At 66.8% G+C, this 25,803-nt stretch carries 25 protein-coding genes and 1 pseudogene; 9 read left to right on the forward strand and 17 right to left on the reverse strand.

The window, feature by feature from the left end:
- Positions 1–177: 177 nt before the first annotated feature.
- Together rep and FHR73_RS15865 are read right to left on the reverse strand one after the other, a co-directional pair.
- Complete coding sequence (gene rep / locus FHR73_RS15860) at positions 178–2,190, reverse strand: DNA helicase Rep (RefSeq protein WP_183632517.1); 2,013 nt, start codon at positions 2,188–2,190, stop codon at positions 178–180.
- A gap of 58 nt (positions 2,191–2,248) precedes the next feature.
- Positions 2,249–2,941: a hypothetical protein gene (locus FHR73_RS15865; RefSeq protein WP_183632519.1), complete on the reverse strand. Its 693-nt coding sequence runs from the start codon at positions 2,939–2,941 to the stop codon at positions 2,249–2,251.
- A 173-nt stretch (positions 2,942–3,114) separates the two neighbouring features.
- On the opposite strand from FHR73_RS15865, the gene FHR73_RS15870 reads away from it, so the two are divergent.
- Positions 3,115–3,699, forward strand: coding sequence for a flavin reductase family protein (locus FHR73_RS15870; RefSeq protein WP_183632521.1), 585 nt, complete (start codon positions 3,115–3,117; stop codon positions 3,697–3,699).
- Positions 3,700–3,738: 39 nt separating this feature from the next.
- Here FHR73_RS15870 and FHR73_RS22855 read toward each other — a convergent pair whose 3' ends face one another.
- The 6 genes and pseudogenes from FHR73_RS22855 to FHR73_RS15895 form a co-directional block, all read right to left on the reverse strand.
- Positions 3,739–4,452: a methyl-accepting chemotaxis protein gene (locus FHR73_RS22855; protein WP_409258691.1), complete on the reverse strand. Its 714-nt coding sequence runs from the start codon at positions 4,450–4,452 to the stop codon at positions 3,739–3,741.
- A pseudogene (locus tag FHR73_RS22860) lies at positions 4,438–5,700 on the reverse strand (methyl-accepting chemotaxis protein); the annotation flags it as partial. The pseudogene FHR73_RS22860 and the gene FHR73_RS22855, both read right to left, overlap by 15 nt.
- A gap of 100 nt (positions 5,701–5,800) precedes the next feature.
- Positions 5,801–6,130: an Arc family DNA-binding protein gene (locus FHR73_RS15880; protein WP_183632525.1), complete on the reverse strand. Its 330-nt coding sequence runs from the start codon at positions 6,128–6,130 to the stop codon at positions 5,801–5,803.
- A gap of 29 nt (positions 6,131–6,159) precedes the next feature.
- Complete coding sequence (locus tag FHR73_RS15885) at positions 6,160–6,801, reverse strand: LysE family translocator (protein WP_183632527.1); 642 nt, start codon at positions 6,799–6,801, stop codon at positions 6,160–6,162.
- Between the two features lies 1 nt (position 6,802).
- Positions 6,803–7,573: a 2OG-Fe(II) oxygenase gene (locus tag FHR73_RS15890; RefSeq protein WP_183632529.1), complete on the reverse strand. Its 771-nt coding sequence runs from the start codon at positions 7,571–7,573 to the stop codon at positions 6,803–6,805.
- 35 nt (positions 7,574–7,608) lie between these two features.
- Positions 7,609–8,247 carry an alanyl-tRNA editing protein gene (locus tag FHR73_RS15895; RefSeq protein WP_183632530.1) on the reverse strand — a complete coding sequence of 213 codons (639 nt, stop codon included), beginning with the start codon at positions 8,245–8,247 and terminating at the stop codon, positions 7,609–7,611.
- A gap of 92 nt (positions 8,248–8,339) precedes the next feature.
- Between FHR73_RS15895 and FHR73_RS15900 the strand changes: the two genes are divergently transcribed.
- From FHR73_RS15900 to FHR73_RS15910, 3 genes are all read left to right on the forward strand, one after another.
- The gene (locus FHR73_RS15900) at positions 8,340–9,323 is read left to right on the forward strand and encodes a LysR family transcriptional regulator (RefSeq protein WP_183632531.1); all 984 of its coding nucleotides are present in this window, start codon (positions 8,340–8,342) and stop codon (positions 9,321–9,323) included.
- A gap of 201 nt (positions 9,324–9,524) precedes the next feature.
- Positions 9,525–10,925, forward strand: a complete 1,401-nt coding sequence (locus FHR73_RS15905; protein ID WP_183632532.1) for a sugar porter family MFS transporter — start codon at positions 9,525–9,527, stop codon at positions 10,923–10,925.
- 77 nt (positions 10,926–11,002) lie between these two features.
- Positions 11,003–11,488 (forward strand): UPF0158 family protein, encoded by a 486-nt coding sequence (locus FHR73_RS15910; RefSeq protein ID WP_183632533.1) that lies wholly within the window; start codon positions 11,003–11,005, stop codon positions 11,486–11,488.
- Positions 11,489–11,491: 3 nt separating this feature from the next.
- Here FHR73_RS15910 and FHR73_RS15915 read toward each other — a convergent pair whose 3' ends face one another.
- The 5 genes from FHR73_RS15915 to FHR73_RS15935 all read right to left on the reverse strand — a co-directional run bounded on the left by FHR73_RS15915 (position 11,492) and on the right by FHR73_RS15935 (position 17,483).
- Positions 11,492–12,016, reverse strand: coding sequence for a glycine cleavage system protein R (locus tag FHR73_RS15915; protein ID WP_027597442.1), 525 nt, complete (start codon positions 12,014–12,016; stop codon positions 11,492–11,494).
- Positions 12,017–12,075: 59 nt separating this feature from the next.
- Complete coding sequence (locus FHR73_RS15920; protein ID WP_183632534.1) at positions 12,076–13,134, reverse strand: haloacid dehalogenase-like hydrolase; 1,059 nt, start codon at positions 13,132–13,134, stop codon at positions 12,076–12,078.
- Between the two features lie 136 nt (positions 13,135–13,270).
- Positions 13,271–14,551, reverse strand: a complete 1,281-nt coding sequence (locus tag FHR73_RS15925; RefSeq protein WP_183632535.1) for an MFS transporter — start codon at positions 14,549–14,551, stop codon at positions 13,271–13,273.
- 219 nt (positions 14,552–14,770) lie between these two features.
- Positions 14,771–16,498, reverse strand: coding sequence for an OPT family oligopeptide transporter (locus FHR73_RS15930; RefSeq protein ID WP_183632537.1), 1,728 nt, complete (start codon positions 16,496–16,498; stop codon positions 14,771–14,773).
- A 70-nt stretch (positions 16,499–16,568) separates the two neighbouring features.
- Positions 16,569–17,483, reverse strand: coding sequence for a LysR family transcriptional regulator (locus FHR73_RS15935; RefSeq protein ID WP_183632539.1), 915 nt, complete (start codon positions 17,481–17,483; stop codon positions 16,569–16,571).
- 112 nt (positions 17,484–17,595) lie between these two features.
- Between FHR73_RS15935 and FHR73_RS15940 the strand changes: the two genes are divergently transcribed.
- Both FHR73_RS15940 and FHR73_RS15945 read left to right on the forward strand, forming a co-directional pair.
- Positions 17,596–18,576, forward strand: a complete 981-nt coding sequence (locus FHR73_RS15940) for an aldo/keto reductase (RefSeq protein WP_183632541.1) — start codon at positions 17,596–17,598, stop codon at positions 18,574–18,576.
- Positions 18,577–18,644: 68 nt separating this feature from the next.
- Positions 18,645–18,797, forward strand: coding sequence for a hypothetical protein (locus FHR73_RS15945; protein ID WP_169742412.1), 153 nt, complete (start codon positions 18,645–18,647; stop codon positions 18,795–18,797).
- A gap of 109 nt (positions 18,798–18,906) precedes the next feature.
- Here the strand turns inward: FHR73_RS15945 and FHR73_RS15950 are convergent, their stop codons facing one another.
- Genes FHR73_RS15950 through FHR73_RS15960 form a run of 3 tightly spaced genes read right to left on the reverse strand, consistent with a single transcriptional unit; the run spans position 18,907 to position 21,007 of the window.
- The gene (locus FHR73_RS15950; RefSeq protein WP_221191557.1) at positions 18,907–19,887 is read right to left on the reverse strand and encodes a DUF3618 domain-containing protein; all 981 of its coding nucleotides are present in this window, start codon (positions 19,885–19,887) and stop codon (positions 18,907–18,909) included.
- On the reverse strand, positions 19,884–20,297 hold the full coding sequence (locus FHR73_RS15955; protein ID WP_133862017.1) for a phage holin family protein: 414 nt from the start codon (positions 20,295–20,297) through the stop codon (positions 19,884–19,886). The genes FHR73_RS15950 and FHR73_RS15955 overlap by 4 nt, the downstream gene beginning before the upstream one ends.
- On the reverse strand, positions 20,294–21,007 hold the full coding sequence (locus FHR73_RS15960) for a hypothetical protein (protein WP_221191558.1): 714 nt from the start codon (positions 21,005–21,007) through the stop codon (positions 20,294–20,296). The genes FHR73_RS15955 and FHR73_RS15960 overlap by 4 nt, the downstream gene beginning before the upstream one ends.
- A 374-nt stretch (positions 21,008–21,381) precedes the next feature.
- Here FHR73_RS15960 and FHR73_RS15965 point away from each other — a divergent pair, with 374 nt between their 5' ends.
- Complete coding sequence (locus tag FHR73_RS15965; RefSeq protein WP_017639603.1) at positions 21,382–21,912, forward strand: Dps family protein; 531 nt, start codon at positions 21,382–21,384, stop codon at positions 21,910–21,912.
- On the opposite strand, the gene FHR73_RS15970 is transcribed toward FHR73_RS15965, so the two are convergent.
- Positions 21,894–23,147 (reverse strand): DNA-binding transcriptional regulator, encoded by a 1,254-nt coding sequence (locus tag FHR73_RS15970; RefSeq protein WP_183632543.1) that lies wholly within the window; start codon positions 23,145–23,147, stop codon positions 21,894–21,896. The two genes, FHR73_RS15965 and FHR73_RS15970, sit on opposite strands and share 19 nt — an antisense overlap.
- Before the next feature lie 184 nt (positions 23,148–23,331).
- Here FHR73_RS15970 and xylA point away from each other — a divergent pair, with 184 nt between their 5' ends.
- Positions 23,332–24,648 (forward strand): xylose isomerase, encoded by a 1,317-nt coding sequence (gene xylA / locus FHR73_RS15975; protein ID WP_183632544.1) that lies wholly within the window; start codon positions 23,332–23,334, stop codon positions 24,646–24,648.
- Positions 24,649–24,763: 115 nt separating this feature from the next.
- A complete protein-coding gene (xylF, locus tag FHR73_RS15980; RefSeq protein WP_007159832.1) occupies positions 24,764–25,765 on the forward strand; it encodes a D-xylose ABC transporter substrate-binding protein in 1,002 nt (333 codons plus the stop codon).
- Positions 25,766–25,803 lie beyond the last annotated feature (38 nt).

A 25,803-nucleotide genomic window follows, 5' to 3' on the forward strand; every position in this document is an offset into this window, starting at 1 on the left:
GGGAGAGGGCTGGGGTGAGGGTGTCAGTCCAGAGTGAAGTGGGCCCTCACTCTAACCCTCTCCCAGGGGGAGAGGGGACTGATCGGCGTGGGACGAAACCCGGGGTGACTTCGGGCGCCCCCTCTCCCTCTAGGAGAGGGCTGGGGTGAGGGAGGCCGCCACGGGAGACCTTCCCCCTCAACCCCGCTTGAGCATCGCCCGCATCGCCGCCAGGGCGTCGTTGCCGCGGGCGGCCTTCTGTTCCTGGGGCGCTTCTTCCAGGCCTTCCCACTGCAGGTCCTCGGGCGGCAGTTCGTCGAGGAAGCGACTGGGAGTGCAGTCGATCAGCTCGCCGTACTGCTTGCGCCGGGTAGCGTAGGTGAAGGCCAGGGTCTGGCGCGCGCGGGTGATGCCCACGTAGGCCAGGCGGCGCTCCTCCTCGATGGTATCGGCCTCGATGCTGGAACGATGCGGCAGGATCTCTTCCTCCATGCCCATGATGAACACATAGGGGAATTCCAGCCCCTTGGAGGCGTGCAGGGTCATCATCTGCACCCCGTCGGCGCCTTCCTCTTCCTCCTGCTGGCGTTCGAGCATGTCGCGCAGGACCAGCTTGGCGATGGCGTCCTCGATGGTCATCTGGCCGTCCTCGTCCTTTTCCAGGATGTTCTTCAAGGCATCCAGGAGGAACCAGACATTGCCCATGCGGAAGTCGGCGACCTTGTCGGAACTGGCGTTCTGGCGAATCCAGTTCTCGTAGTCGATGTCCATCACCATGCTGCGCAGGGCGCCGATCGGGTCCTCGCCCGCGCAATTCTTGCGTACCCCGTCCATCCAGCGCTTGAAGCGCCCCAGGCGCTCGGTGAAACGGGCGTCCAGGTGCTCGCCCAGGCCGATCTCGTCGGCGGCGGCGTACATCGAGCGATCCCGGCTGCCGGCATAGTTGCCGAGCTTTTCCAGGGTGGTGGAGCCGATCTCCCGGCGCGGCACATTGATGACCCGCAGGAAGGCGTTGTCGTCGTCCGGATTCACCAGCAGGCGCAGGTAGGACATCACGTCCTTGACCTCCTGGCGGGCGAAGAAACTGGTGCCGCCGGAGAGCCGGTAGGGAATCTGGTGATGCTGGAGCTTGAGCTCCATCAGCTTGGCCTGGTGGTTGCCGCGGTAGAGGATGGCGAAGTCCGCGTAGGGCCGCTGGGTCTTGAGGTGCAGGGTGAGGATCTCCAGGGCGATGCGCTCGGCCTCGCCGTCCTCGTTCTTGCAGCGCAGCACCCGGATCGGATCGCCGTGGCCCATCTCGCTCCACAGCTGCTTCTCGAACACATGGGGGTTGTTGGCGATGAGCACGTTGGCGCACTTGAGGATGCGACTGGTGGAGCGGTAGTTCTGCTCCAGCATCACCACCTTGAGCGAGGGGAAGTCGTCCTTGAGCTGCATCAGGTTTTCCGGTCGCGCGCCGCGCCAGGCGTAGATCGACTGGTCGTCGTCGCCCACCACGGTGAACTGGGCGCGCTCCTGCACCAGCATCTTCACCAGCAGGTACTGGCTGGTGTTGGTGTCCTGGTATTCGTCCACCAGCATGTAGCGGATGCGATTGCGCCAGCGCTCCAGCACCTCGGGGTGCTCCTGGAACAGCTTCACCGGCATCAGGATGAGGTCGTCGAAGTCGACCGCGTTGTAGGCCTTGAGGGTGCGCTGGTAGTGCAGGTAGACCACCGCGGCGGTCTGCTCCTTGGGCGTGCGCGCCTTTTCCAGGGCTTCTTCCGGCAGGATGAGGTCGTTCTTCCAGTTGCCGATGTAGTTCTTGATCTCGTCCAGGCCGTCGTCGCCCTGGTATTCCTTCTGCATGATGTCGGTGAGCAGCGCCTTGATGTCGCCCTCGTCGAAGATCGAGAAACCCGGCTTGTAGCCCAGGTGCACGTACTCGCGGCGGATGATGTTCAGTCCGAGGTTGTGGAAGGTCGAGACGGTCAGGCCGCGGCCTTCGCCGGCTTTCAGCAGGCTGGCCACCCGCGCCTTCATCTCGCGCGCCGCCTTGTTGGTAAAGGTCACGGCGCAGATGTACTGGGCGCGGACGCCGCACTGCTGCACCAGGTAGGCGATCTTGCGGGTGATGACGCTGGTCTTGCCGGAGCCGGCACCGGCCAGCACCAGCAGGGGACCGCTGATGTAGGCCACGGCTTCGGCCTGGCGGGGATTGAGCTTGGACATGGCGGACCGGGGTGACGACGCTGGGCGGGGGATTTTACCAGCGCCGGTCCCTGCGGTCTCAGGGCTTGGGCGGTGGCGCGACGAAGGTCAGCTGGCGCGGATAGCCGTACTTCTCGCCGGGCAGTATCGGGCTGTCGAGGAACACGCCCATGCTGCGGCCGAATTCGCTGACTTGGGTGACGGCATAGTCCTGGCCGTCGGCCAGACGGACGATGGCGCCTGGCTTGAATTCCTCGCGATTGCGCTCGGTGACCGGGATGGAAATGCCGGCGGCCTTGCGGTAGATGCCCTTGAGCCAGTCCTGGTTGGTGAAGTCGTTGATCGGGGTGTTGAAGCGCCCCGGCAGGCGCTGCAGATGGCGCCCGGTACCGGGGGCGTCGTCCACCGCCAGGCGTCTGGGATAACCCACGGCCTCGGCATCCAGCGGCTTGCCCTCGACGAACACCGCCAGGTTGTCGCCGACCCGCTGGACCTCGGTGATGGCACGCCACTCGCCGTCGCCCAGCTGGACCTGCCGCCCGCTGATGAAGCCCTCGACGTTGGCCGGGGTCGCCGGGATGGTCACGCCGGCCACCCGGCGCAGGACGCCACGATCCCAGTCCTCGTTGCTGAAGTCGTTGATGGAACTGGATAGCAGCGGCTGGGCGAGGGGCGCGCTGTGCGGCGGTTTGGCGCTCTGGGCATGGGCCAGCGGCAGCCCCAGGCAGCAGGCGCAGAGCAGCAGGAGGGAGCGGGCCAGGCAGGTGGGCATAGCGGTCATCCTTAACGCAGGTTTCTTGTTGGTCCCGGCTCGGGAGTGGGCGATAGACCCCTGATCGCTCCCGACGTTTGGCGAACGTGTCGCGAAGCGGCAATTTTTTACCCGCGCGGCGCCGAACGGCAAGGGCTGCGTTAACCTGGGGCTTTTCCTGCTGGAGTCCGTCCATGAATTCGACCCTTGCCGCCGTGCCCCTGACCAAGGCCTATCGCCTGCTCAACCACGGTCCCACGGTGCTGGTCAGCGCCGCCCACGCCGGTCGGCGCAACGTCATGGCCGCGGCCTGGGCCATGGCGGTGGATTTCGAGCCGGGCAAGGTGGCGGTGGTGCTCGACAAGCAGACCTGGACCCGCGACCTGCTGGAAGCCGAAGGCAGCTTCGTGCTCAGCGTGCCCTGCGCCGCCCAGGTGGATCTGGTGCAGACGGTGGGCAACACCAGCGGCCGCGAGCTGGACAAGTTCGCTGCCTACGGCATCGAGACGCTGGCGGGCGAACAGGTCAGCGCGCCGCTGATCGCCGGCTGCGTGGCCTGGCTGGAGTGCCGCTTGCTGCCCGAGGGGCACAACCAGCAAGGCTACGACCTGTTCCTCGGTGAGGTGGTTGCCGCCCGGGCCGATACCCGGGTGTTTCGCGAGGGACACTGGGATTTTCGCGGCCAGGACGGCCTGCGCACCCTGCACCACGTCGCCGGCGGTCACTTCCTGGTGATCGGCGACGGCATCCAGGGGCAGCTGCTGAAGCCCAAGGCCTGAGGCCGACGACGCCAGTGCCTGGCGTCGTCGCGACCGGGGTCAGACGCGGAAGCGCGCGACCATCTGCTGCAGGTCGCCGCCCAGCCGGGCCAGTTCGTTGACCGACGCCGCGGCATGGGCGTTGGCAGTGGCCGATTCCTCGGCCAGCCCGCTGACCTTGACCACGTTGCCGTTGATCTCCTCGGCGACCAGGCTCTGCTCTTCCACCGCCGTGGCGATCTGCTGATTGAGACTCTGGATCTCCCCGACCGCCTGGTAGATGACCTCCAGGGCGCGCTCGGCGTCCTGGGCCAGGGTCACGGTGCCCAGGGTACGGTCGCGACTGGCCTGCATCCGCGCGCTGGCTTCGGTGGTGCCCTGCTGCAGGGTGGCGATGAGTTCGCCGATTTCCTGGGTGGATTCCTGGGTCCGCTGGGCCAGGGAGCGGACCTCGTCGGCCACCACGGCGAAGCCGCGGCCCTGTTCACCGGCACGGGCGGCTTCGATGGCGGCGTTGAGCGCCAGCAGGTTGGTCTGCTCGGCGATCGCCTTGATCACGTCGATGACGCTGCCGATGCGCCCGCTGGCGGCGTCCAGGCGCTCCATGGCACCGCCCAGACCCTGCACCTCTTCGGCGGCCAGGGTGATCTCCTGGGCCGCGCGCTTGACCGTGCGACTGCCTTCGCGGGCCATGCTGTCGGCGTTCTGCGCGGCGCTGGAGGCGTTGGCGGTGTTTTGCGCCACGTTGTGCACCGTGGCCGCCATCTCGTTCATGGCGGTGGCCACCTGATGCATCTCGTCGCGCTGCTGGGTGACGCCACGGCTGGTCTGGACGCCAAAGGCCGAGAGTTCGTCGGCGGCGCTGCTGAGCTGCCCCACGCCGCTGGCGATGCCACCGACCAGCTGGCGCAGGTCATCGGCCATGGCCTGGGTGGTGCGCTGCAGTTCGCCCAGCTCGTCGCGCCGATTGATCTCGCTGCGCAGGGTGAGATCGCCGGCGGCGACGCGCTTGAGCATGGCCATGGCGGTTGCCAGCGGCTGGGTGATCTGGCGGGTGATCAGCCAGGCGGCGGCGATGCCGATCAGCAGGGCGATCAGACTGCTCAGTACCAGCTTGAACAGGGCGGCCTGGCGTTCGGCCGCGGCGGACCTGAGCTGACCTTCACCCAGCTGATCCAGCAACCGCACCAGCTTGTTGCCCTGCTCCTGCAGGCTGGCGACCGCGGCCTGGGCCTGGCGATTCTGGGCGACGATGGATTCGAAGAAGGCGCGATAGCGGGTCACGTCCTGGGTGGTGCTGTAGAGGCGCGCGGCGGTGTCGCCGTCGATCTGCTTCTGGGCGCTGGCCAGGGTCTTGAGCAATCCGTCGATGACCTTGAGGGTCGCCTGGGACTTGCTGTCGTCGGGGGTGCCGAGGAAGCGGCGGATGGCCAGGCGCACGCCGACCATCTGCGCCTTCATCTCGGCCACGGCCTTGAGGTCGGCGGTGCTGTAGCTGCCGCCCGGGGCGAAGACCAGTTCGAACAGCTGGTCGAAGGTCTCGGTGACGGTGTCGGAGACCCGGGTCAGCTCCTTTTGCGCCTCGGCGCTGGTCTGGTTGGCCTGCTGCAGGGCGGCGAAGCGCTCCTGGTACGTTTTCATCTCCCGCTGGATATCCTGCAGGATGGCGACGTTGACCGGGTTGGTCAGCAGGCTCAGGCCCTTGGCGACTTCTTCCGCCACCACGGCCAGGTCGGCCTGCTGCTGGGCGATGCTGGCAGGGCTGGGATCGACCAGGTAGTTCTTCTCGTCGATCCTGACCGTGAGGATATGGGCCTTGAGGTCGCCGCTGTAGCGCGTCTTGGTGATGCGGTCGAGCAGGGTGTTGGCGGTGAAATAGCCGAACAGCGCCACCACCGTCACCATGACCAGCAGGGCACCGAAGCCCAGGGCCAGCTTCTTGGAAATGCCGAGATTGCTCAGCCAGGAGGCTTTGGATACAGACATGGGAATTCCGGAAGAGAGTACGAAGACCCCCTTCATCGGCCGTCCCGATCGATACTTGAAAGCCGCACGTCAGGGCCGCCCGGATCGCGGCCCCGCCGCCGACGGCTGGTTCCGTCGGCGGTGGGGCCGGCCGGCTTCAGGCGGTTTCGCGGTTGTGCACGGGAACGGGCAACTCCAGCTCCAGCACCGAGATCAGCGCATTCTGCTGACGCTCGTTGAGCTGGCGAAAGCGCTGCAGCAGCAGTTGCTCGCTGGCATTGAGCAACTCGTCGTCCGCGTCGACCTGCTGCTGCTCCAGCACCCCGTCCTGTACCAGGCTGCGTTCCAGCCAGGCGACGATTTCGGTGTTCATGCTGTGGCGATGGGAGCGAGCCACGGCGGCGATGCGTTCACGCATCCCGTCGGGCAGGCGGACGACGAACTTTTCCGTGGGAATACCAGCGGGAGCGCGGTGGACGTAGGGCATGGAGGACCTCCAATACGAATGGACTGACGTCAAAGCGCCGACAACAGCAGTCGACCGGCGAAGAAAACCAGCACCAGGCCCATGGTTCTCTCGAACCAGTGGCCCAGGCGCAGGAAGGTCTGGCGAACGCGCGGACTGGAAAACAGCAGGCTGACTAGGGCGAACCAGCCGGCGTTGACCGCGCACATCCACAGGCCATAGAGGCCCTGCACGGTCAGCGGCGTACTGCCGCTGACCACGGTGGTAAAGATGGCCAGGAAGAACAGGGTGGCCTTGGGATTGGTGGCATTGGTCAGGAAGCCGGTGAGGAAGGCCTTGCCGGGCGACTGCCGCTGCAGGTCGGTCTGCTGCCACTGGCTGTCGTCCAGCGGCGCGGCGGTGGGCTTGCTGCGGATCAGGTTGAAGCCCAGCCAGAGGATGTAGGCGCCGCCGACCACCTTGGCGACCCCCAGCAGCCAGGGCGTAGCGTGCATCAGGGCGCCGATGCCGAGCAGGGTGTAGAGCACGTGCACCGAGATGCCGGCGCCGATGCCCAGGGCGGTGCAGAGGCCGATCAGGCGTCCGTATCTCACGCTCTGCCGCACGGTCACGGCGAAATCCGGGCCGGGCGCCAGCACGGCGAGGAAGTGGATGGTCGCCAGGGCGAGGAATTCGCTCAGGTAGGGGGACATGTCAGCTCCAGTACGTGAGGGGTTCGGCCGCCCCGCGATAGCCCACGAAGCACGACAGCGACAGCCGTGGCTGGTCGTTGCCGGGCGTCACGGCGTGCATGCGGCGGGAATTGAAGAGAATCAGGTCGCCCGGTTCGGGGCGGATGGTCAGGCAGGGCGGACCGAGGCGGTCGGGCTCGATGCCGTAGCTGTCGCCGCGCAGGGCGTCGAAGGCCTCCGGCGACAGCTCGCGTGACCAGAGCTGCAGTTCGCCGCCCAGGCTGGGCATGGTCAGGTAGACGTTGCAGGCCAGCTGGGTGACCAGGCTTTCGGCTTCCTCGCTGCCCGGCGCGTCCTTGGCGAAGATGTCGTGGTGGGCGAGAAAGCGCACCCCGGGCTTCACCACCCGCGACAGACCGACGTACATCTTGCGACCCCAGAGGGTCTGCAGGCGGGCCCCGGCGGGCCAGACCTCGTCGAGGGTGCAGCGCACCAGGTCGATGGGATTGAGGTAGGGGCGGCAGCGCCGGCGCAATTCTTCCAGGTTGCTGGCGACGCTGGCGAAATAGTCGTCCATCTGCGCGCGCTGGTGTTCCGCCTCGTAGAAGGCCATGCCGATGCGGCCGATGCTGGGGGCATTGGTATAGGTGGCGAAGCCATTGCCGAGGATCTGCTGGCCGAGGTCGTCGGCCAGCGGGCGCGGCACGAAGCGGCGCACTCGTACCGCCAGCAGGCGTTCTTCGGTGAGACGGAGCAGACTCTCGGTGTCGAGAGCGTCGAGTTCGAGCAGCATGGCGCTTCCTTTCTGCGGGTGAGGTGAGCGGTTGATCAGGCGCCAGCCATGTCGTAGCTCACCAGCAGGCGTCCCTTCTTTTCCTTGACGCCCAGGGCGCTCAGGGCGCCGACCGCGTGCAGGGAGCGCACGTGGGTCCCGCCGCAGGCATAGCGCGCCACGTCCTCGCCAAAGCGCACCTGGCGCTGGCCATCGGCCTGCACCTCGACGTGCAGCGGCAGGTCTTCTTCCACCAGGGCGTCGAAGTGCGCCTGCAGGGCTTCGCTGTCCAGTGGCTGCGACGCCTCGCCCGGAATGAATTCGATGCGGCCTTCACCCGGCCAGTGATGGGCCTTGACCGGCTTCCAGCCATGGGTCTCGCCGATGTGGCCGAGCAGATGCCCGGCCGAATGCAGTCGCGAATGCAGCTGGCGCCGGCCTTCGTCGACCCGGGCCAGCACGCGGCCGGGCGACAGGGGGCGGGTGGTGTGGTGCAGGATGCGTTCGCCGTCCTGGACCACCCGGGTCACCTCGGCGGTGCCGATCCAGCCGGTATCGCTGGGCTGCCCACCGCCTTGGGGATGGAAGGGCGTGGCCAGCAATTCGACGACATAACCGTCCTCGGCGGCGCTACAGGCGTGGACCTCGACCTCGGCGATCAGGTTGTCGCTCAGGAAATACAGGCGCTCGGTCATACGTCTACTACCTAGAAAACGAGAAACATCCTCATTCTAAAGAGCGCACGCAAGGGTGATAATCCACCCTCTCTCCAAAGGAATTTTGCGCTGTGAGCATAAATCTTCCCCTGCCGCTGCTCAGCGAGATGGCTATTTTCGTCCGCGTGGTGGAGAGCGGCAGCTTCTCTGCGGCGGCCCGTCAGCTGGGTCTGACCCCGTCTTCCACCAGTCGCAGCGTGGCACGCCTGGAGAAGGCCCTGGGCACGCGATTGCTCAATCGCAGTACGCGCAAGCTGCGGCTGTCGGAGGCGGGAGAGGAGGTTTTTCGGCGCTGCAGCGACATGGTCGGCGCCGCGCGGGCGGTGCTGGAGGTCAGTGGCCAGTTCAACCAGGCACCGGCCGGCATCGTCCGGCTGTCGGTGCCCAAGGCGGTGGGCAGCACGGTGATCCATCCGCACATGGCCGACTTCCTGCGGCGCTATCCGGCGGTGGACGTGCAGTTGCTGCTGGAGGACCGCTATGTCGATCTGATCGACGAGAACGTCGACCTGGCCATCCGCATCACCGACCGGCCACCGCCCGGACTGGTGGGCCGCCAGTTGCTGACCATCGAGCACCTGCTCTGCGCCACGCCGCAGTACCTGGCCGAGCACGGTCAGCCCGCCCATCCCCGCGATCTGGCCGGGCACAGCTGCATCTACCTGGCGGAAGAGCCGGCCGATTCGCGCTGGAAATTCCGCCAGGGCGCCAAGGTGGTCCACGTCAATGTGCGCGGGCGCTACGCCGCCAACCACACCGGGGTGCGCCTGGACGCGGTGCTCAACCACATCGGCATCGGCAGCCTGCCGCTGTTCACCGCCCAGGCGGCCCTGGCCCGCGGCGAGATCGTCCAGGTGCTGCCGGAGTGGTCCTTTCTGCCGCACTACCACGGCGGCGCCTGGCTGCTCTATCCGGCGACGCGCCACCTGCCGCCCAAGCTCAAGGTGTTCATCGACTTCCTGGTCGAGCGCCTGGGCGATCAGGCGCTGCGCTCGGGCCAGGGGGCCGCCGCGCTGCCCGAGCAGCGCTTCCAGGAATTGACCATCGGCAGCTAGGCCACTGCCGATCCGTCTTTCGTGATGCTTTTCACAAGTCCTGTTACAACTGGCAGCATTAGGTGAAACGATTCACCTAACGTTTCTCTGCCTGCCGCATCGCGCTTTTCTCTGGGCCATGCTCCCCACGGCCCGCCTGCGCGGGTGGATCGGGTTGCCACCACGATCCTTGCCCTGGCAAAACAAGAAAGGATTTCCCCCATGCTCGCTTCTTCACCCTCGCTCGCCGCACCCGTGGCGGCCACCCCGCGCAAGGGGCTGGTCGTGCTCATCGCCGTGATCGCCGCCCTGGGCGGCCTGCTGTTCGGCTACGACACCGGCATCATCGGCGTCGCCCTGCTCGGCCTCGGCCGCGAATTCGCCATGGACGACACCGTCAAGCAGCTGGTGACCGGCGCCATCATCTTTGGCGCCCTGTTCGGCTGCCTGGGTACCGGCCCGATCTCCGACCGCCTCGGTCGCCGCAAGACCATCATCGGCGTGGCCCTGGTGTTCGCCCTGGGCTCGGTGCTCTCGGCGCTGTCGCCCAACGTCACCCTGCTGATCCTGTCGCGCTTCCTGCTCGGCCTGTCGGCCGGCAGTTCCACCCAGATCATTCCGGTGTACATCGCCGAGGTGGCGCCGCCGGAGCACCGCGGCAAGCTGGTGGTGCTGTTCCAGTTCATGGTGGTGTTCGGCATCACCGTGGCCTATTTCACCGGCTTCGCGCTGGACGAGCACTGGCGCTGGATGTTCGGCCTCGGCCTGGTGCCGGCGCTGATCCTGCTGGCGGGCATGACGGTGCTGCCGGAAAGTCCGCGCTGGCTGCTGGTCAAGGGCCGCGAGGCCGATGCCCTGGCGGTGCTGGAGCGGGTCCGCGGTGGCAAGGCCGCGGCCCAGGCCGAACTGGCCGAGATCAAGACCGTGAGCAACGCGCCGGAGGGTAACTGGAGCGACCTCTTCTCGCCCTGGGTGCGTCCGGCCCTGCTGGTGGGCGCCGGCATCGCCATGTTCTCGCAGATCACCGGCAACAATGCCCTGATCTACTATGCACCGACCATCCTCACCCAGGCCGGCTTCTCCGACCAGACCGCGGTGCTGGCCACTGGCTGCAGCACCATCCTGGTGGTGATCATGACCGTGGTCGGCAGCTTCCTGGTGGATCGCATCGGTCGTCGTCGCTACCTGCTGACGCTGATTCCCGGCTCCATCGTCGCCCTGGCGATCATGGGCTACCTGTTCCAGGGCGCCGGCCCCCAGACCGACGTGGAGCGCTGGACGGTGGTGGCCTGCCTGGCCGCCTACCTGATGCTCAACTGCGGCGGCTTCGGCGTCTGCATCTGGCTGATCAACGCCGAGGTCTATCCGCTGTTCGTGCGCGGCAAGGGCGCCAGCGTCGGTGCCTTCAGCCACTGGGGCTTCGACCTGCTGGTGACCCTCACCACCCTGAGCCTGGTGACCAAGCTGGGCGCCGCCCATACCTTCTGGCTCTACGCCGGCATTTCCCTGGTGGCGCTGCTGTTCATCTGGCGCCTGGTGCCAGAGACCAAGGGCAAGAGCCTGGAGCAGATCGAGCACGACCTGCGTGAGCGGCGCTTCTTCCCCTATCAGCGGAAAGGCTGAACGCAGCTTCCGGTGCCAGGTCGCAACAGGAGCGGAGACAGATCTCCGCTCCTGTTCGCCTGTGCCGGAGTCCTGCCATGCGCCCCCTCACTCTCGACCTCGATCTGCTGGCTGCCGCCCTCGACAGCCGGGAGCGAGGCACCCACTTCCTCGACCTTGCAAGCGGCGCCCTGCGTCTGCTCGATCCGGACGATCTCAGTCTGGAAGAACGCGAGGAACTGGAAGATCCCGAACGCTACCTGCCGCTGCCGCGCCTGACCCAGGACGATCGCCTGGAACTGCGCGAAGCCTTTCTGCACCAGTTGCGCCATCCCCACGCCCAACCCTTGCTGCGCGCGGCCCTGGAGAGCCGGCGGCCGATCCGTACCTTCGACTATGAGCTGGAGCTCTTCCCCTCGGTACGCGAGGCCTGGCAGGCCTTCGCCCTGAGTCGCCTCAAGGAGGAAATGCTGGTGCTGCTGGGCGAAGCCGGCCTGGAAGCCCTGCCGGCGGACGGGCGGATGCCGTTGCCGGACGATGTCCCCGAGGGCATCCGGCGACGGCTGGAGAAGGGGCGGAGCTAGGGCCTAGTCATGCCCGTGGCGATAGAGCTTGAGCTCCACCATCAGGTCGTCGGTGAGGGTTTCCAGGTGGGCCTGCAGCGCCTCGAGTTCGAGGTCCGCCGGGAGCGCCAGCAGGGCGGTGGCGTGGAACAGCACCTCGCTGCTCATGGGTGCCGGGCGGGTCTCAGTGGACAGGCGTTCGACGTTGACGCCCACCTGATGCAGCGCCCGGGTGATGTCGCGGACGATGCCGACGCGGTCGTTGCCCAGGAGGTCGAGCTGCACCAGCGGCGCCCCCACCGGCGCCGGCTGGCCGGGTTCGCCGACCAGGATGCGCAGGCCGGGAATGGCCAGCTGCTGCAGCGTCTCCACCAGGCCATTGCGCAATTCCGGTTCCACTTCCACCGAGAGGATGCCGGCGAACTGGCCGGCCAGGTGGGCCATGCGGCTTTCCAGCCAGTTGCCGCCCTGGGCGGCCACGCAGTCGGCCAGGGCTTCCACCAGACCGGGGCGATCGGGGGCGATGACGGTCAGGACCAGGTGTTCCATGGCGGGCTCCAGGGCGGGCAGAAAGAGTTTCCAGTCTAGCCCGCCCGGTCGCCAGCGGCCTACTGGATGTCTTCGGGTTTGACGATCACCCAGTGCTTGTCCGCATTCACCGCCACACCGGCCTTGGCCTGGCCCTCGGCGTTGCTTTTCATCATCGCCTCGATCTGGGTGCGGTACTTGGACTTGCGGTCGATCCACAGGTGGATGCCGTTCTTGGCGGCGTCCACGCCCTGGAACAGCATGGGGCCGTCGCTGACCGGGGTGTCGCCGCCGACCAGGATGGGTTTCTTCCAGGGATCGATGTAGGTGAGGATGGCCGCGTACTTGCCGGCGAACCAGGTGGCCGGGGTCCAGAGGTAGGGCGTGACCTGCAGCTTGAGGTTGGCCTGGGGATCGTACTTGCCTTCAGCGATCTGCTTGCGGGCGGTGGTCAGGGCGCCGGTGGCCGGGTCCTTGAGCAGGGTGGTGACGCCGATGACGTTTTCAGGCTTCACGCCATAGCCGTAGCGCGGATCGGCGGCCACCATGCGCACCAGCTCCTCATGGGCGGCGCTGATCACATAGACCTCGATGCCGTTCTCCATCAGCTTGTGATAAAGCTCCTGCTGGCCGGTGAAGGGCTTGGGCGGGTTGATCTCCACCGTCTCGACCTTATCGTCCTTGCCGTAGTAGGTGGCGGGGATCGGCTTGCCGTAGGCCATCAGCTCGTCGACGTAGCCCTTGAGCTGCTGCAGGGTGAAGCCGGAAAACACCTGGGCGACCCAGGGGTAGCAGACCAGGTCGTCGACCTCGCACAGCCGGTAGTAGTAGCTGTTGAGGCTTTCCTTGTGGCCACCGACGTCCTTGAAGGGAATCAGCTTGAGCGAGGGGTCGAGGGTATCGCGGGTCAGCACGCCCTTCATCTCCAGGAAGGGCAGTAGGGCCTCTTCTAGGTCGTAGCGATAGCTGGTGTTGTCCATGTCGAACACCGCGTAGTTGCCCTGGTTGGCATTGGCGGTGATCAGGGCGTCGAGCTGCCGGGCGGCATCGGACGGCCAGTGGGTCAGCTCGGTGGCGGCAGCGGTGAAGCTGAGCAGACCGCCGGCCAGGCCGGCGAGAAGGCGGGGGAGGGGGGACATCGGCGGACTCCGGCACGGCGACCGCGGGTTGCGGTCATCTGGTCTAGACCATAGCAAAAGGTCATGACAGTTCGATGCGCGGAGCGACCTGGGCAGGCGCGAGAGCGGCAGGGCCTGCCGCTCTACGACAGGCCTGTCAGGCGGTGACGGTCTTGAAGCGCGGCTGGGCGTTGCCCTTGAACAGGGTCAGGGTCGCGACCAGGCCGAGCACGGCGGCCAGCGTCAGCCACATGCCGGGGGCGGCCTTGTTGCCGGTCTCTTGGATCAGCCAGGTGCAGACCATCGGGGTGAAACCGCCGAAGGTCGCGGTGGCCAGGCTGTAGGCCAGGGAGAAGCCGGTGGTGCGCACATGGGCCGGCATCACCTCGGTCAGGGCCACCACCATGCCACCGTTGTAGGTGCCATAGAGGAAGGACAGCCACAGCTCGACCATCAGCAGGCGCGAGAAGCCCGGGGCGTGGGTCAGCCAGATCATCGCCGGGTAGGCGGTAAGGATGGCCAGCACGGTGGCGAAGATCAGCAGCGGACGACGGCCGACACGGTCGCTCAGCGCGCCCATCACCGGCAGCCAGATGAAGTTGGAGATGCCCACGCAGGCGGTGACGATCAGGCTGTCCAGGTCGGTCAGGTGCAGCTCGTGCTTGCCGAAGGTCGGGGTGTAGGCGGTGATCAGGTAGAAGGAAGCGGTGGTCATGGAGACCATGGCCACGCCCGCCAGCACCACGCCGAAGTTCTGGCCGATGGACGTCATGGTCTCGCCGAAGGTCGGACGATGCTTGCGCGCCTCGAACTCGGGGCTCTCTTCCAGGGAACGACGGATGATGAACAGGAAGGGCACGATCAGGCAGCCGATCAGGAAGGGAATGCGCCAGCCCCACTCACCCATCTCGGCGGGCGACAGCCAGTGGTTCAGCAGGGCGCCCAGCACGCCGGCGAAGACCACCGCGACCTGCTGGCTGGCGGACTGCCAGGAGACGAAGAAGCCCTTGCGGCCGGGGGTGGCGATTTCCGACAGGTAGACGGACACGCCGCCCAGCTCGACGCCGGCGGAAAAGCCCTGCAGCAGGCGGCCGAGCAACACCAGCAGCGGTGCGGCGACACCTAGGGTTGCATAGCCTGGCACCACGGCGATCAGCAGGGTGCCCAGGGCCATCAGCGCCAGGGTGACGATCAGGCCGTGACGACGACCGTGGCGGTCGATGTAGGCGCCGAGGAAGATGGCCCCCAGGGGGCGCATCAGGAAGCCGGCACCGAAGGTGGCCAGCGACAGCATCAGGGAGGCGAGTTCGTTATCGCCGGGAAAGAACGTCTTGGCGATGGCCGTGGCATAGAAGCCATAGACCATGAAGTCGTACATTTCGAGGAAGTTTCCGCTGACGACGCGGAAGACGGATTTGGCTTTCGAGGTGGTGGCCATGACTGCTAGCTCGGATTGGGTTTGTTATGGAGACAGCTCGCGCAGGGCGCCCAGACCTCTCGCGGGTGGGTCGCGCTATTTGTAACCTTATGTGTTGCAAAAGCGCGCTGGCAAGCTGAATCGGACCGGAACCCCCGAATTTCATGGGTTTGAAAGGTTATTGAAAGGTTCGCGACATTACGTCTGGAAATTATTGTCCAGTTGACAAGATGTCGCAGCTCACGTCGAGAGCATTTGCCAGAAAGCCGCCCCGACGCCGGCCAGACTTTCCCCGGCGATGAGGCCGGCCGCGGCGGCCAGGGCGAAACGCTCGGCCAGGCCCGGTGCCCGCCAGCGCACCAGGGCGGTGAGCAGCGCGCCTAGGGTCATCATTAGCGACACCGAGGCCGGCAGGATAAAGGCCAGCCCCAGGGCCGCCGAGCTGGGCAGCCAGTGCGCGCGGCGGGTCGGCAGCAAGGCTTCGGCCAGGCCCAGCAGCAAGCCGGCCAGGGCGCCCAGGACGATGCCCAGGCGCATGGCCCCGTCGAGGGCACCCAGGCCCTGGGTCAGGGTTTCCGCCACCGCCTTCCACTGGGCCACCGCCGGTGCCGGCCAGGCTGCGCTGAGCAGCAGCGCCTGGGGATCGGGAATCAGCAGGCGATAGGTGAGCACCCCGGTTACCGCGCCCAGGGCGATGCCCAGGCACTGGGCGACCACTTGCTTGGCCGGGGTGGCACCGATGGCCTGGCCGACCTTGAAGTCGTTCATCAGGTCGGTGCTCTGGCCCGCCGCGCCGCCGGCGGTGTTGGCGCCCATGAGGTTGATGTTGACCTGCCCGGGGGCGGCCAGGCCAAAGGTTAGCTGCGACAGCTGGCCGATGGCGCCGATGGGCGGGATGCCGGTAGCGCCGACCACCCGCGCGGCCATGGCGGCGAGAAACAGCGCCAGCGGCAGGGCCAGCAGGGCCAGCCAGGGGTCGATGCCGAACAGCCACACCTGCAGCACCACCACCAGCAGAGCCGCCACCAGCAGCAGCGCCAGCGGCCAGGCGCGGGGCCGCTGCCAGCCCTGGCGACGGCGTTCGGCGCGGGGCAGGGTGAGCAGGCGCACGGCCAGTGCAGCCAGGGTGGCGCTGACCATCAGGCTCACCCCTGGCCAGAGCAGCCATTGCACCAGGAAGGCGTATTGCGGACCGCTGGCCTCCGCTGGCAGCGTGGCGACACCGCTGCCCAGCAGCCAGGGCGCAACACCGCCCCAGGCCAGCAGGGTGCCGAGCAGCAGCGACAACCCGACCCTCAGGCCGATGATGCCACCGAAGCCGAGCAGCAGCAGCGAGGGATCGAAGCTGAAGGTCAGGCGTTCCAGGGCGGGCGAGGGCGCGACTCGCGGCAGCGTCCAGGCGAAGCTGTCCACCAGCTTGACCGCCGCCGACAGCGCCAGGGCGCCCAGCAGCACCCGCAGCCGGGCCAGGGCTTCGGCGCCACTGGCATAGACCTGGCGCAGGGCTTCCAGGGTGGCCAGGCCCTCGGGGAATTTTAGGCTGGCATCGGCCAGCAGCAGGGGCCGCAGGTACCAGGCCACCCAGATGCCGAGAAAGCTCACCGCGAACACCCAGCCCATCAGCGGCAGGGTCGGCAATTCCTGGCCGGTCAGCAGGGTGTAGGCCGGAATGGGCGCGACCAGGCCACCGGAAACGATGCTGGCCGCCGCCGAAGCCACTGTCTGGTTGATGTTGCTTTCGTGCAGCGTCCAGCCCGGTTGCTGCAGGCGGCGCCCCAGGCGGTGCCAGAGGCCGTAGCTCACCAGCAGGGCGATGATCGACATGTTGAACGACCAGCCGATTTTGAGTCCGGCATAGACATTGGCCGGGGTCAGCAGGATGCCCAGCAGCGCCCCGGTGAGCAGCGCCCGGGGGCTGAGTTCGCGCTCTACGGGCAGCGGCAGGTCGGCGGCGTTGGCAGTGGGCAAGCGGGCCTCCTCGGTCAGGCGATCATGGCGTGGTCAGGGGACCCCCGGGCGCGGCGGTTGGTTCGCGCCCTCAGGGGTGGCGCCCGGTCCAGGTCTGGCGTAGGGCCTCGATCAGCTGGCGCAAGCCGGGCGGCGGCTGGCGCCGACTCGGGTAGTAGATGCACAGCGGCGCGCCGGGCGAGGCCCAGTCGGGCAGCACCTGCTCCAGGCGACCGTCGCGCAATTCGTCGGCCACCCGCCATTCCAGGCAATAGGCCAGGGCCAGGCCGTCGAGGGCGACCTGGATCGAGGTCTCGGTCTCGTTGACCGTGAGCGGGCCGGGTACGTCGATCGTCCGGGTGGTGGCGCCGCTGCCCAGCTCCCAGCGATAGAGGGCGCCGTTGCCCAGGCGCAGGCGTACGCAGCGATGCTCGGCAAGCGCTTCCGGCTGCTGCGGTCGGCCGTGACGGTCGAGATAGGCGGGGGCGCCCACCACGATCCAGCGCAACTCGTCGGTGAGCGGCAGGGCGACCATATCCTGAGGCACGGTGTCGCCATAGCGGATGCCGGCGTCGAGGCCGTCGGCGACGATGTCCACCGGTCGGTCCTCGACGCTGATGTCCAGCTGCAACTGCGGATAGGCGGCCAGCAGCCGGGGCAGCGTCGGGGTCACCAGCAGCCGCGCCGCATCGCGCGGCACGCTCAGGCGCAGGCGCCCGACCGGGGCGTCGCGGTGATGGTCCAGCTCGCCCAGGGCCTCGCCAATCAAGGCGAAGCCCAATTCGAGCTTTTCCGCCAGCGCCGCGCCGGCCAGCGTCGGTACCACCGAGCGGCTGGTGCGATTGAGCAGCTTGACCCCCAGCCGGGTCTCCAGCTGGCGCAGGGCGTGGCTCAGCGCCGAGGTGGTGACGCCCAGCTCGATGGCGGCCTGGCGAAAGCTGCGCCGCCGGACCAGGGCGACGAAGACATTGAGATCGGCCAGTTCGCCGCGATTCAGGGTGGGCATGCACAATCCTCGCGCGATAAGGGTCAAGCGTTCGTTGAGCCCTATTCAACGCCTTTTGAATTAGCCTCACAAGGTTGATCCTTTCGACTGGCGTTCCCGCCTGGAGCTTTCCATGACTGAAACCCTACGTATCCCGGGTATCGATACCCCTGTTTCCCGCATCGCCCTCGGCACCTGGGCCATCGGTGGCTGGATGTGGGGCGGTACCGACGAGGCCCGCTCCATCGAGACCATCCGCGGTGCCGTGCAGGGCGGCATCAACCTGATCGACACCGCGCCGGTGTATGGCTTCGGTCGTTCCGAGGAAATCGTCGGCAAGGCCCTGGAAGGCATCCGCGACCAGGCGGTGATCGCCACCAAGGTGGCCCTGGAGTGGCCTAACGAAGAGGTGCGCCGCAATGCCAGCGCGGCTCGCATTCGCCAGGAGGTGGAAGATTCCCTGCGACGCCTGCGCACCGATCGCCTCGATCTCTATCAGGTGCATTGGCCCGATCCCCAGGTGCCCCACGAGGAGACTGCGCGCGAACTGGAGCGCCTGCGGCAGGAGGGCAAGATCCTCGCCATCGGCGTGAGCAATTATTCGCCCGAGCAACTGGAGGCCTTCCGCCAGTTCGCCAACCCCTCCACGGTGCAGCCGCCCTACAACCTCTTCGAACGCGCCATCGAAGCCGACGTGCTGCCCTATGCCCAGCGCCATGGTCTGGTGGTGCTGGCCTATGGCGCGCTGTGCCGCGGCCTGCTGTCCGGGCGCATGCATGCGCAGACGCAATTCGACGGCGATGACCTGCGCCAGGGCGATCCCAAGTTCCAGGCGCCGCGCTTCGCCCAGTATCTGGCCGCGGTGGAGGCTCTAACCGCCTTTGCCCGCGAGCGCCATGGCAAGTCGATGCTGGCCCTGGCGGTGCGCTGGATCCTCGATCAGGGGCCGACCATCGCCCTCTGGGGCGCACGCAAGCCCGAGCAGCTGCAAGGGCTGGACGAGGCGTTCGGCTGGCAGCTGTCCGCCGAGGACCTGGCGGCCATCGATACCATCCTCGCCGAACACGTCAAGGATCCGGTGGGGCCGGAATTCATGGCGCCGCCCCTGCGTTGATCGGTGCACGCGGGGCACCCTGGCCCCGCCGTGTTGCCTAACGTACTCAGCCACAAGAGGTAAGGATCATGGCCAAGCGCGACGATCTCGACCACAAGCCGGAAAACGCCGGCAAGGTCGGCGAGACCCACAAGGAACTCAATCAGGGCGGTGAAGAACAGCGCCCGCAAGACAGCAAGCGACCCGAGCAGCCCAAGGAGAACCCGGATCCGGGTTATTGATCGGGGTATGAACGACAAAGGCGCCCGGGTGCAGACCCGGGCGCCTTTATTTTCTATGGCTGGATTGTCTATTGGCGGGGTCAGCGGCTGACCCCGGCCATCCTGCCGGTCAGAAGCTGCGTGGCGGGGTGGCCATGCCGCTTTCGTCGCCCACCGCTCCCGGGGTATTGCCGTTGGCCGCGGTACGGCCGACATTCATGCCCGCGGTCGCCTGGGTGGCCCCGAGGGTGCTGCCGGTGCCCGCTCTCGGCGAGCCCGCCATGGACTCGACCCCGGCGTCGGGATCGTTACCCAGGTTTTTCGGCGCAGAAGTGCCCGCATCCGCCTGCTGACTGCGGGTGTCAGAGCCGGCCTGGCGCGCTTCTTTCGCCACGTCCTGTCCAGCCGCCTTGACCTGCTCGTAGCCACTGCTGGCCGCCTGCTTGGCCTTGGCGGTGAGCTTGTCGCTGTGCTTGCCGAGGGCGCGATCCTCGGTTTCGGTACGTGGCAGAGAGGCCCCCAGCAGGGCGCCAAGGGCGATGCCCAGCGCACCGACCACCAGTGGCTGTTCACGCAAGAGGGTCTCGAAGGTGCCCTTGAGCTGTTGCGCCTGGTCAGCCAGGGTGTCCTTGGCTTGCGCAGCGGTATCGCTCAGCCGCTCCCCGGTCTCGGAGGCCTTGGCCGATACGCTCTCGCCCAGGCCGGTCACCTTGTCGCGCACGTCGTGACTGCCACGATTCAGGGAATCACGGGTATGGCCCGCGCTGTTAGCGACCGAGTCCAGCGCACCGGACAGCTTGTCCTTGAGCGGGGTGCCCGTGGTAGCCGGAGCCGGCGTGCGATTCTGCCCCAGCGCCAGCCACAGCAGACCCACCGAGGTCAGCACCGCCGGTACCGGATTGGCCTTGAGGGTGTTGCCCAGGTTGTGGGCGAATTCGCCGCTGTGCCCCTTGGTGTAGGACAACGCCTGGTCGAACAGCTGACCGGGCGACAGGCGGCTTTCCAGGGCCCCTACCAGATCTTCGATGCGCTCGCGCTTCTGGTCGATCTCGCGTTCGAGCTCATCGGGATTCTTGCGGGATTCCTGATCGATTTGATCGGTGATGCTCATTGTGCGGCCCTCCGTACGGCGTCCTTGTCCTTCTGCAGGCTGTTGACGGTGCGATCAGGGGTGAAGTGGGACGGCTCGAACTGCTTCTTGCCCGACTGCAGCATGATGAAGCCAATCACCATGACCACGGCGCCCACCAGCAGGGCGGCGGCCCAGGGCGTGAGGTACTGGGAGAGGAAATAGACGATGCCCATGAGCAGCACGATGAAGCCGGCCAGCAGCACTATGGCGCCCGCGGCGACCCCGGCCACACCGGCCTTGGTGGTGCGCAGCGACTCGCCCAGTTCGGCCTTGGCCAGCGCCAGTTCCTTGGTGAAGAGCGCCGGGACCTCGTGAACCAGCTGCTTGACCAGGCCGACGACCGAGGTATCGCCCTCGGTGGAACGCGGAGTGGGATTCTCGTTGATCATGGCTGCTTGTCTCCGCTCAGAGTGGGACGATCTAGGTGGCTGGACGAGGTTCCGGTGTTCAGGTTGCTGCCGGTACGCGCCGGATTGATCGCCGCACCACCGATTGGGTCGCCGCTGCCGGTGGTGGTCGGCGTGTGGCGGTCGGGACCCTTGGGGATGTTGTTGGTGTGGATGACGTCGGCACCCGCCGCCGGCTCCACCAATTCGTTTTCCGCCGCGACCGAGGGGGTAGTCAGCGAGGGCACCGTGTCCGGGCCGTTGACGCGCGAACTGCTGCCGGTGTCCGGCTGGCTGGAGGCCTTGAGGAAGCGCGACAGCCCAAAGCCGATGGCGATACTGCCGGTGAGGAACAGCGCCGGGTTGTCGCGGGCCAGGGTGCCGGCCTGGTGCAGCAGCTGCTCGGCGCTCTTGCCGCGCAGATCCTCGGCCAGACCGGTCAGGCTCTGCGCCATGTCGCTGACATAGTGCGCCAGGCCCAGGGTGTCCTTGTCTTCCAGTTCGTCAGCGGCCGCCTGGGCGCTCTGGGCAATGGCACCGAGCTGGTCAGCCGCGGTGTCCCGATAGTGTTCGAAGTGGGCAGCACCTTCTTGCTTGGCGTCTTGCACCGTGTCTCGGGCGACCTCTTTCAGGTCATGCAGATGGGCCTCTGCCGTAGAACCGTCCTTGGTCTGCGAGGGTTGTCCCTGGGCGGGATTAAGGGGCGTCGTCATACGCTGTTACCTGTGTGCAGAACCTTGTCGTGGCCGGCAGAGAGCTCTCGGCGACCGTTCGTGTGCCTTGCCTTTTAGGTGACCGGGCGGAACGAGCAGCGGTTCTCACGCAACGCCGGTTTGGCGCCCAAGCTGACAAACGGTTTTACCTACACATCTAGCTACAAGCGCAGCGGCCAGGGGACGGGACAGGCTCTGGAGCGGGCAATGAAACGCAGTCGCACTGCCGGTAACCATTCGTCATGCCCATGGTGGCAATATGCAAATTCGATGAACGATTTTTCGTCCGGTGCGGTCGATTTCTGCAGACGTTGCTGTTCGCGCCAATCCGGGCGAACCTTTTTTTCTCTCTACGTCCTGACAGGAGATCTCTCATGGCCGTTGCCAATGCCAAGCAAGAACTCAAGACCGTTTCCAGCGTCAAGCAGAAGGCCCATCAGGGCGAAGACGCCACCCTGCAGAACCAGCAGGCCGTAGGCGAAGCCTTGGCCGTGCTGCTGTCCGATGTCTTCGCGTTGTACATCAAGACCAAGAACTACCACTGGCACATGAAGGGCTCGCACTTCCGCGACTACCACCTGCTGCTGGAAGAGCAAGCTACCCAGTTGTACGGCATCACCGATCTGATCGCCGAGCGCGCCCGCAAGATCGGCCAGCCCACCGTGCGCTCCCTGGAGCAGATGGTGCAACTCAAGCGCCTGGCCAGCAGCGATGCCACCGACCTGTCGGCTGACCAGATGCTGACCGAGCTGCACGACGACAACCAGTCGCTGGCGGCCTACATGCGCACCACCCACACCCTGACCGACGACGCCAACGACGTCTCCACCACCAGCCTGCTGGAAGAGTGGATCGACCAGGCCGAAGAGCGCGCCTGGTTCCTGGGTCAGACCGTCGGCAAATAAGCCGCGGTAGCGACCTGAAAGCCCGTCTCCGGACGGGCTTTTTCATGGGCGCTCGCCAGGGGTCTGGGATTCGACTGGTACTGCCGCGGCGTGCAGCCGAACTCCCGTCGAAACACCGCGTGCAGATACTGCGCCGAGGTGAAGCCGCAGCGCCGGGCGACTTCCGCCAGGCTCGGGGCCTCTTCCTGCAGGGCGACGGCCGCGGCGGCCAGCTTGAAGCCGAGAATCTCGTCGTGGACGCTGCGCCCCAGTTCGCGGCGAAAGGACGACTCCAGCGCCGAGCGGGAGATGCCGACATAGCTGGCCACCTGCTCGGTCTTGATGCCCTGGCAGGCGTACTGGCGGATGAAGTGCAGGGCGCGCATCACCTGGGGATGGCGCACCGGCTGGTGGCGACTGGAGGCCTGGACGTTGATGCCCTCCGGCGGGATCAGTACCCGCGGCGCCCCCAGTTCGACGCCGTGCAGCCGCTGGTGCAATAGCCGCGCCGCCTCCCGACCGATGGCCTCGGTGCCCTGGATCACCGAGGTCAGGGGCACGCGGGTCAGGGTGCGCGCCAGCGGATCGTTGTCGATGCCCACCAGCGCCACCTGTTCCGGCACCGGGATGCCGGCCGTGAAGCAGGCCTGCAGGAGTTGCCGCGCCCGGGCGTCGGTGACGGCGAGGATGCCCACCGGCTTAGGCAGGGCTTCCAGCCAGGCGATCATCTGTTCCACCGCCGTGTCCCACAGCGGTGCGCTGGTCTCCAGGCCGCGATAGATCTCCACCGGCAGGCCGTCGCGGCGGAGCAGGGCGGCAAAGGCCGCCTCGCGCTCGCCGGCCCAGCGATTGGTGTCGGCGGCGGGCAGGCTGAAGCAGGCGAAGCGGGTCAGCCCGGATTCGATCAGGTGGTCATAGGCCAGGCGCACCAGGGCGGCGTTGTCGGTGGCCACGTAGGGGATGCCGGGTGGGTAGTCGCCAGGGGCTGCGTAGGAACCGCCGACGGCCACCACCGGCAGCGCACTGTGGGCCAGGGCGGCGCTCACCGCCGGGTCGTCGAAGTCGGCGATGATGCCATCGCCCTGCCAGCGCTCGATGCCCTTGAGTCGACAGAGGAAGTCTTCCTCAAGGAACAGATCCCAGCGCGCCCGGGTGCCGCTCAGGTAGTTGCCGATGCCGGCGAGGATGCCTCTGTCGTAGATCTTGCTGCCGTTGAACAGCAGGGCGACGCGGTGGACGGGCGGCTGGCTGGGCATGGCGAGGTTCCGGCAAGAGGCGCGGGCGGGGCTCCAGACTACGACCGGCGCCTGCGCGCCTCAAGCGGCAAAATCGCACCTGGCTCTGGTGATTTTCACAATAGGCAGCCCGGGTGGCGGCGCTACCATCGACGCAAACCGGTACGCCGTATCGGGTGCGACAGATAAGAACAAGGACAACGCCATGGCTTATTTCCCCAATGTCGAAAAGGTCCGCTACGCCGGCCCCGACAGCGATTCCCCGCTTGCCTTCCGCCACTACGAAGCCGACCGCCTGGTCATGGGCAAGCCCATGCGCGAGCACCTGCGTATGGCGGTCTGCTACTGGCACACCTTCGTCTGGCCGGGTAGCGATGTCTTTGGTCAGGGCACCTTTCAGCGGCCCTGGCAGGCGGCGGGTTCGCCCCTGGAGCAGGCTCGCGCCAAGGCCGCCGCGGCCTTCGAATTCTTCAGCAAGCTGGGCGTGGACTACTACTGCTTCCATGACACCGACGTCGCCCCCGAAGGCGCCAATTTCACCGAGTACCGCGAGAACTTCGCCCGCCTGGTGGACGATCTGGAGCGCCACCAGAGCGAGTCCGGCCTCAAGCTCCTGTGGGGCACCGCCAACTGCTTCAGCCACCCGCGCTATGCCGCCGGTGCCGCCAGCAATCCCGATCCGGAAGTCTTCGCCTGCGCCGCCACCCAGGTCTGCACGGCGATGAACGCCACCCACCGCCTGGACGGCGAGAACTACGTGCTGTGGGGCGGCCGCGAAGGCTACGAGACTCTGCTCAACACCGACCTCAAGCGCGAGCGCGAGCAACTCGGCCGCTTCATGCGGATGGTGGTGGAGCACAAGCACCGCATCGGCTTCCAGGGCGACCTGCTGATCGAGCCCAAGCCCCAGGAGCCGACCAAGCACCAGTACGACTATGACGTGGCCACCGTCTTCGGCTTCCTGCAGCAATTCGGGCTGGAGAAGGAGATCAAGGTCAACATCGAGGCCAACCATGCGACCCTCGCCGGGCACAGCTTCCAGCACGAGATCGCCAGTGCCGTGGCGCTCGGCGTGTTCGGCAGCATCGACGCCAACCGCGGCGATCCGCAGAACGGCTGGGACACCGACCAGTTCCCCAACAGCGTCGAGGAAATGACCCTGGCGATCTACGAGATCCTCAAGGGCGGCGGCTTCACCCGCGGTGGCTTCAACTTCGACGCCAAGGTCCGGCGCCAGAGCCTGGACGACGTCGACCTGTTCCACGGCCACGTGGCAGCCATGGACACCCTGGCGCTGTCGCTGGAGCGCGCCGCGGCGCTGTTGCAGGACGACCCCCTGGGCAAGTTCAAGACCGAGCGCTATGCCGGCTGGGACCAGTCCCTTGGTCAGCGCATCCTCGGTGGCCAGCTGAGTCTGGAACAACTGGCCGAGCACACCTTCAGCCAGGGCCTGGCGCCCCAGCCGGTGAGCGGTCGCCAGGAGTTGCTCGAAGGCGTGGTCAACCGCTACCTGTATCGCTAGCGACCGCGAGCGGGTCGGCAGAAAAGCCTGCCTGACCCGCTTGTGCAAGCCCGCTGAATCGTTACACTCAAATCCGTTCTCTCGCTCCACAACAACAATAACCAAGGACGCCACCATGACTTTCAAGACGACCCTGCTCGCCGGTCTGCTCGCCCTGTGCACCACCGGTTTCGCCCAGGCCGACGCCCAGCATCCCAAGATCGGTTTCTCCATCGACGACCTGCGCCTGGAGCGCTGGGCCCGTGACCGCGACTACTTCGTCGCCGCCGCCGAGCAGCTCGGCGCCAAGGTCTATGTGCAATCCGCCGACGCCAACGAGCAGCGCCAGCTGTCGCAGATCGAGAACCTGATCTCCCGCGGCGTGGACGCCATCGTCATCGTGCCCTTCAACGCCACGGTGCTGAACAACGTGGTGGCCGAGGCCAAGAAGGCCGGGGTCAAGGTGATCTCCTATGACCGCCTGATCCTCAACGCCGACATCGATGCCTACATCTCCTTCGATAACGAGAAGGTCGGCGAGATGCAGGCCGGTGGCGTGCTCAAGGCGCAGCCCAAGGGCAACTTCTTCCTGCTCGGCGGCGCGCCCACCGATAACAACGCCAAGATCCTCCGCCAGGGCCAGATGAAGGTCCTGCAGCCGGCCATCGACAAGGGCGACGTCAAGATCGTCGGCCAACAGTGGGTGAAGGAGTGGAACCCGACCGAGGCCCTGGCCATCGTCGAGAACGCCCTGACCGCCAACGACAACAAGATCGACGGCATCGTCGCCTCCAACGACGCCACCGCCGGCGGCGCCATCCAGGCCCTGGCCGCGCAGAAGCTGGCCGGCAAGGTCGCCGTGTCCGGTCAGGACGCCGACCTCGCCGCCATCAAGCGGGTGATCGCCGGGACCCAGACCATGACCGTCTACAAGCCGCTCAAGCTGATCGCCTCCGAAGCGGCCAAGCTGTCGGTGCAACTGGTGCGCAACGAGAAGCCGGGCTTCAACTCCAGCTACGACAACGGCACCAAGAAGGTCGACACCCTGCTGCTCACCCCCACCGAGCTGACCAAGGCCAACGTCGACCTGCTGGTCAAGGACGGCTTCTACACCCAGGCCCAGATCGACGGCAAATAACCACTGGCCACCGGCTGGCCGTCTGACGCCTGGCGTCG

Origin of the sequence: Pseudomonas sp. AS2.8, assembly GCF_014190935.1 — a bacterium.
Lineage (GTDB): Bacteria > Pseudomonadota > Gammaproteobacteria > Pseudomonadales > Pseudomonadaceae > Chryseomonas.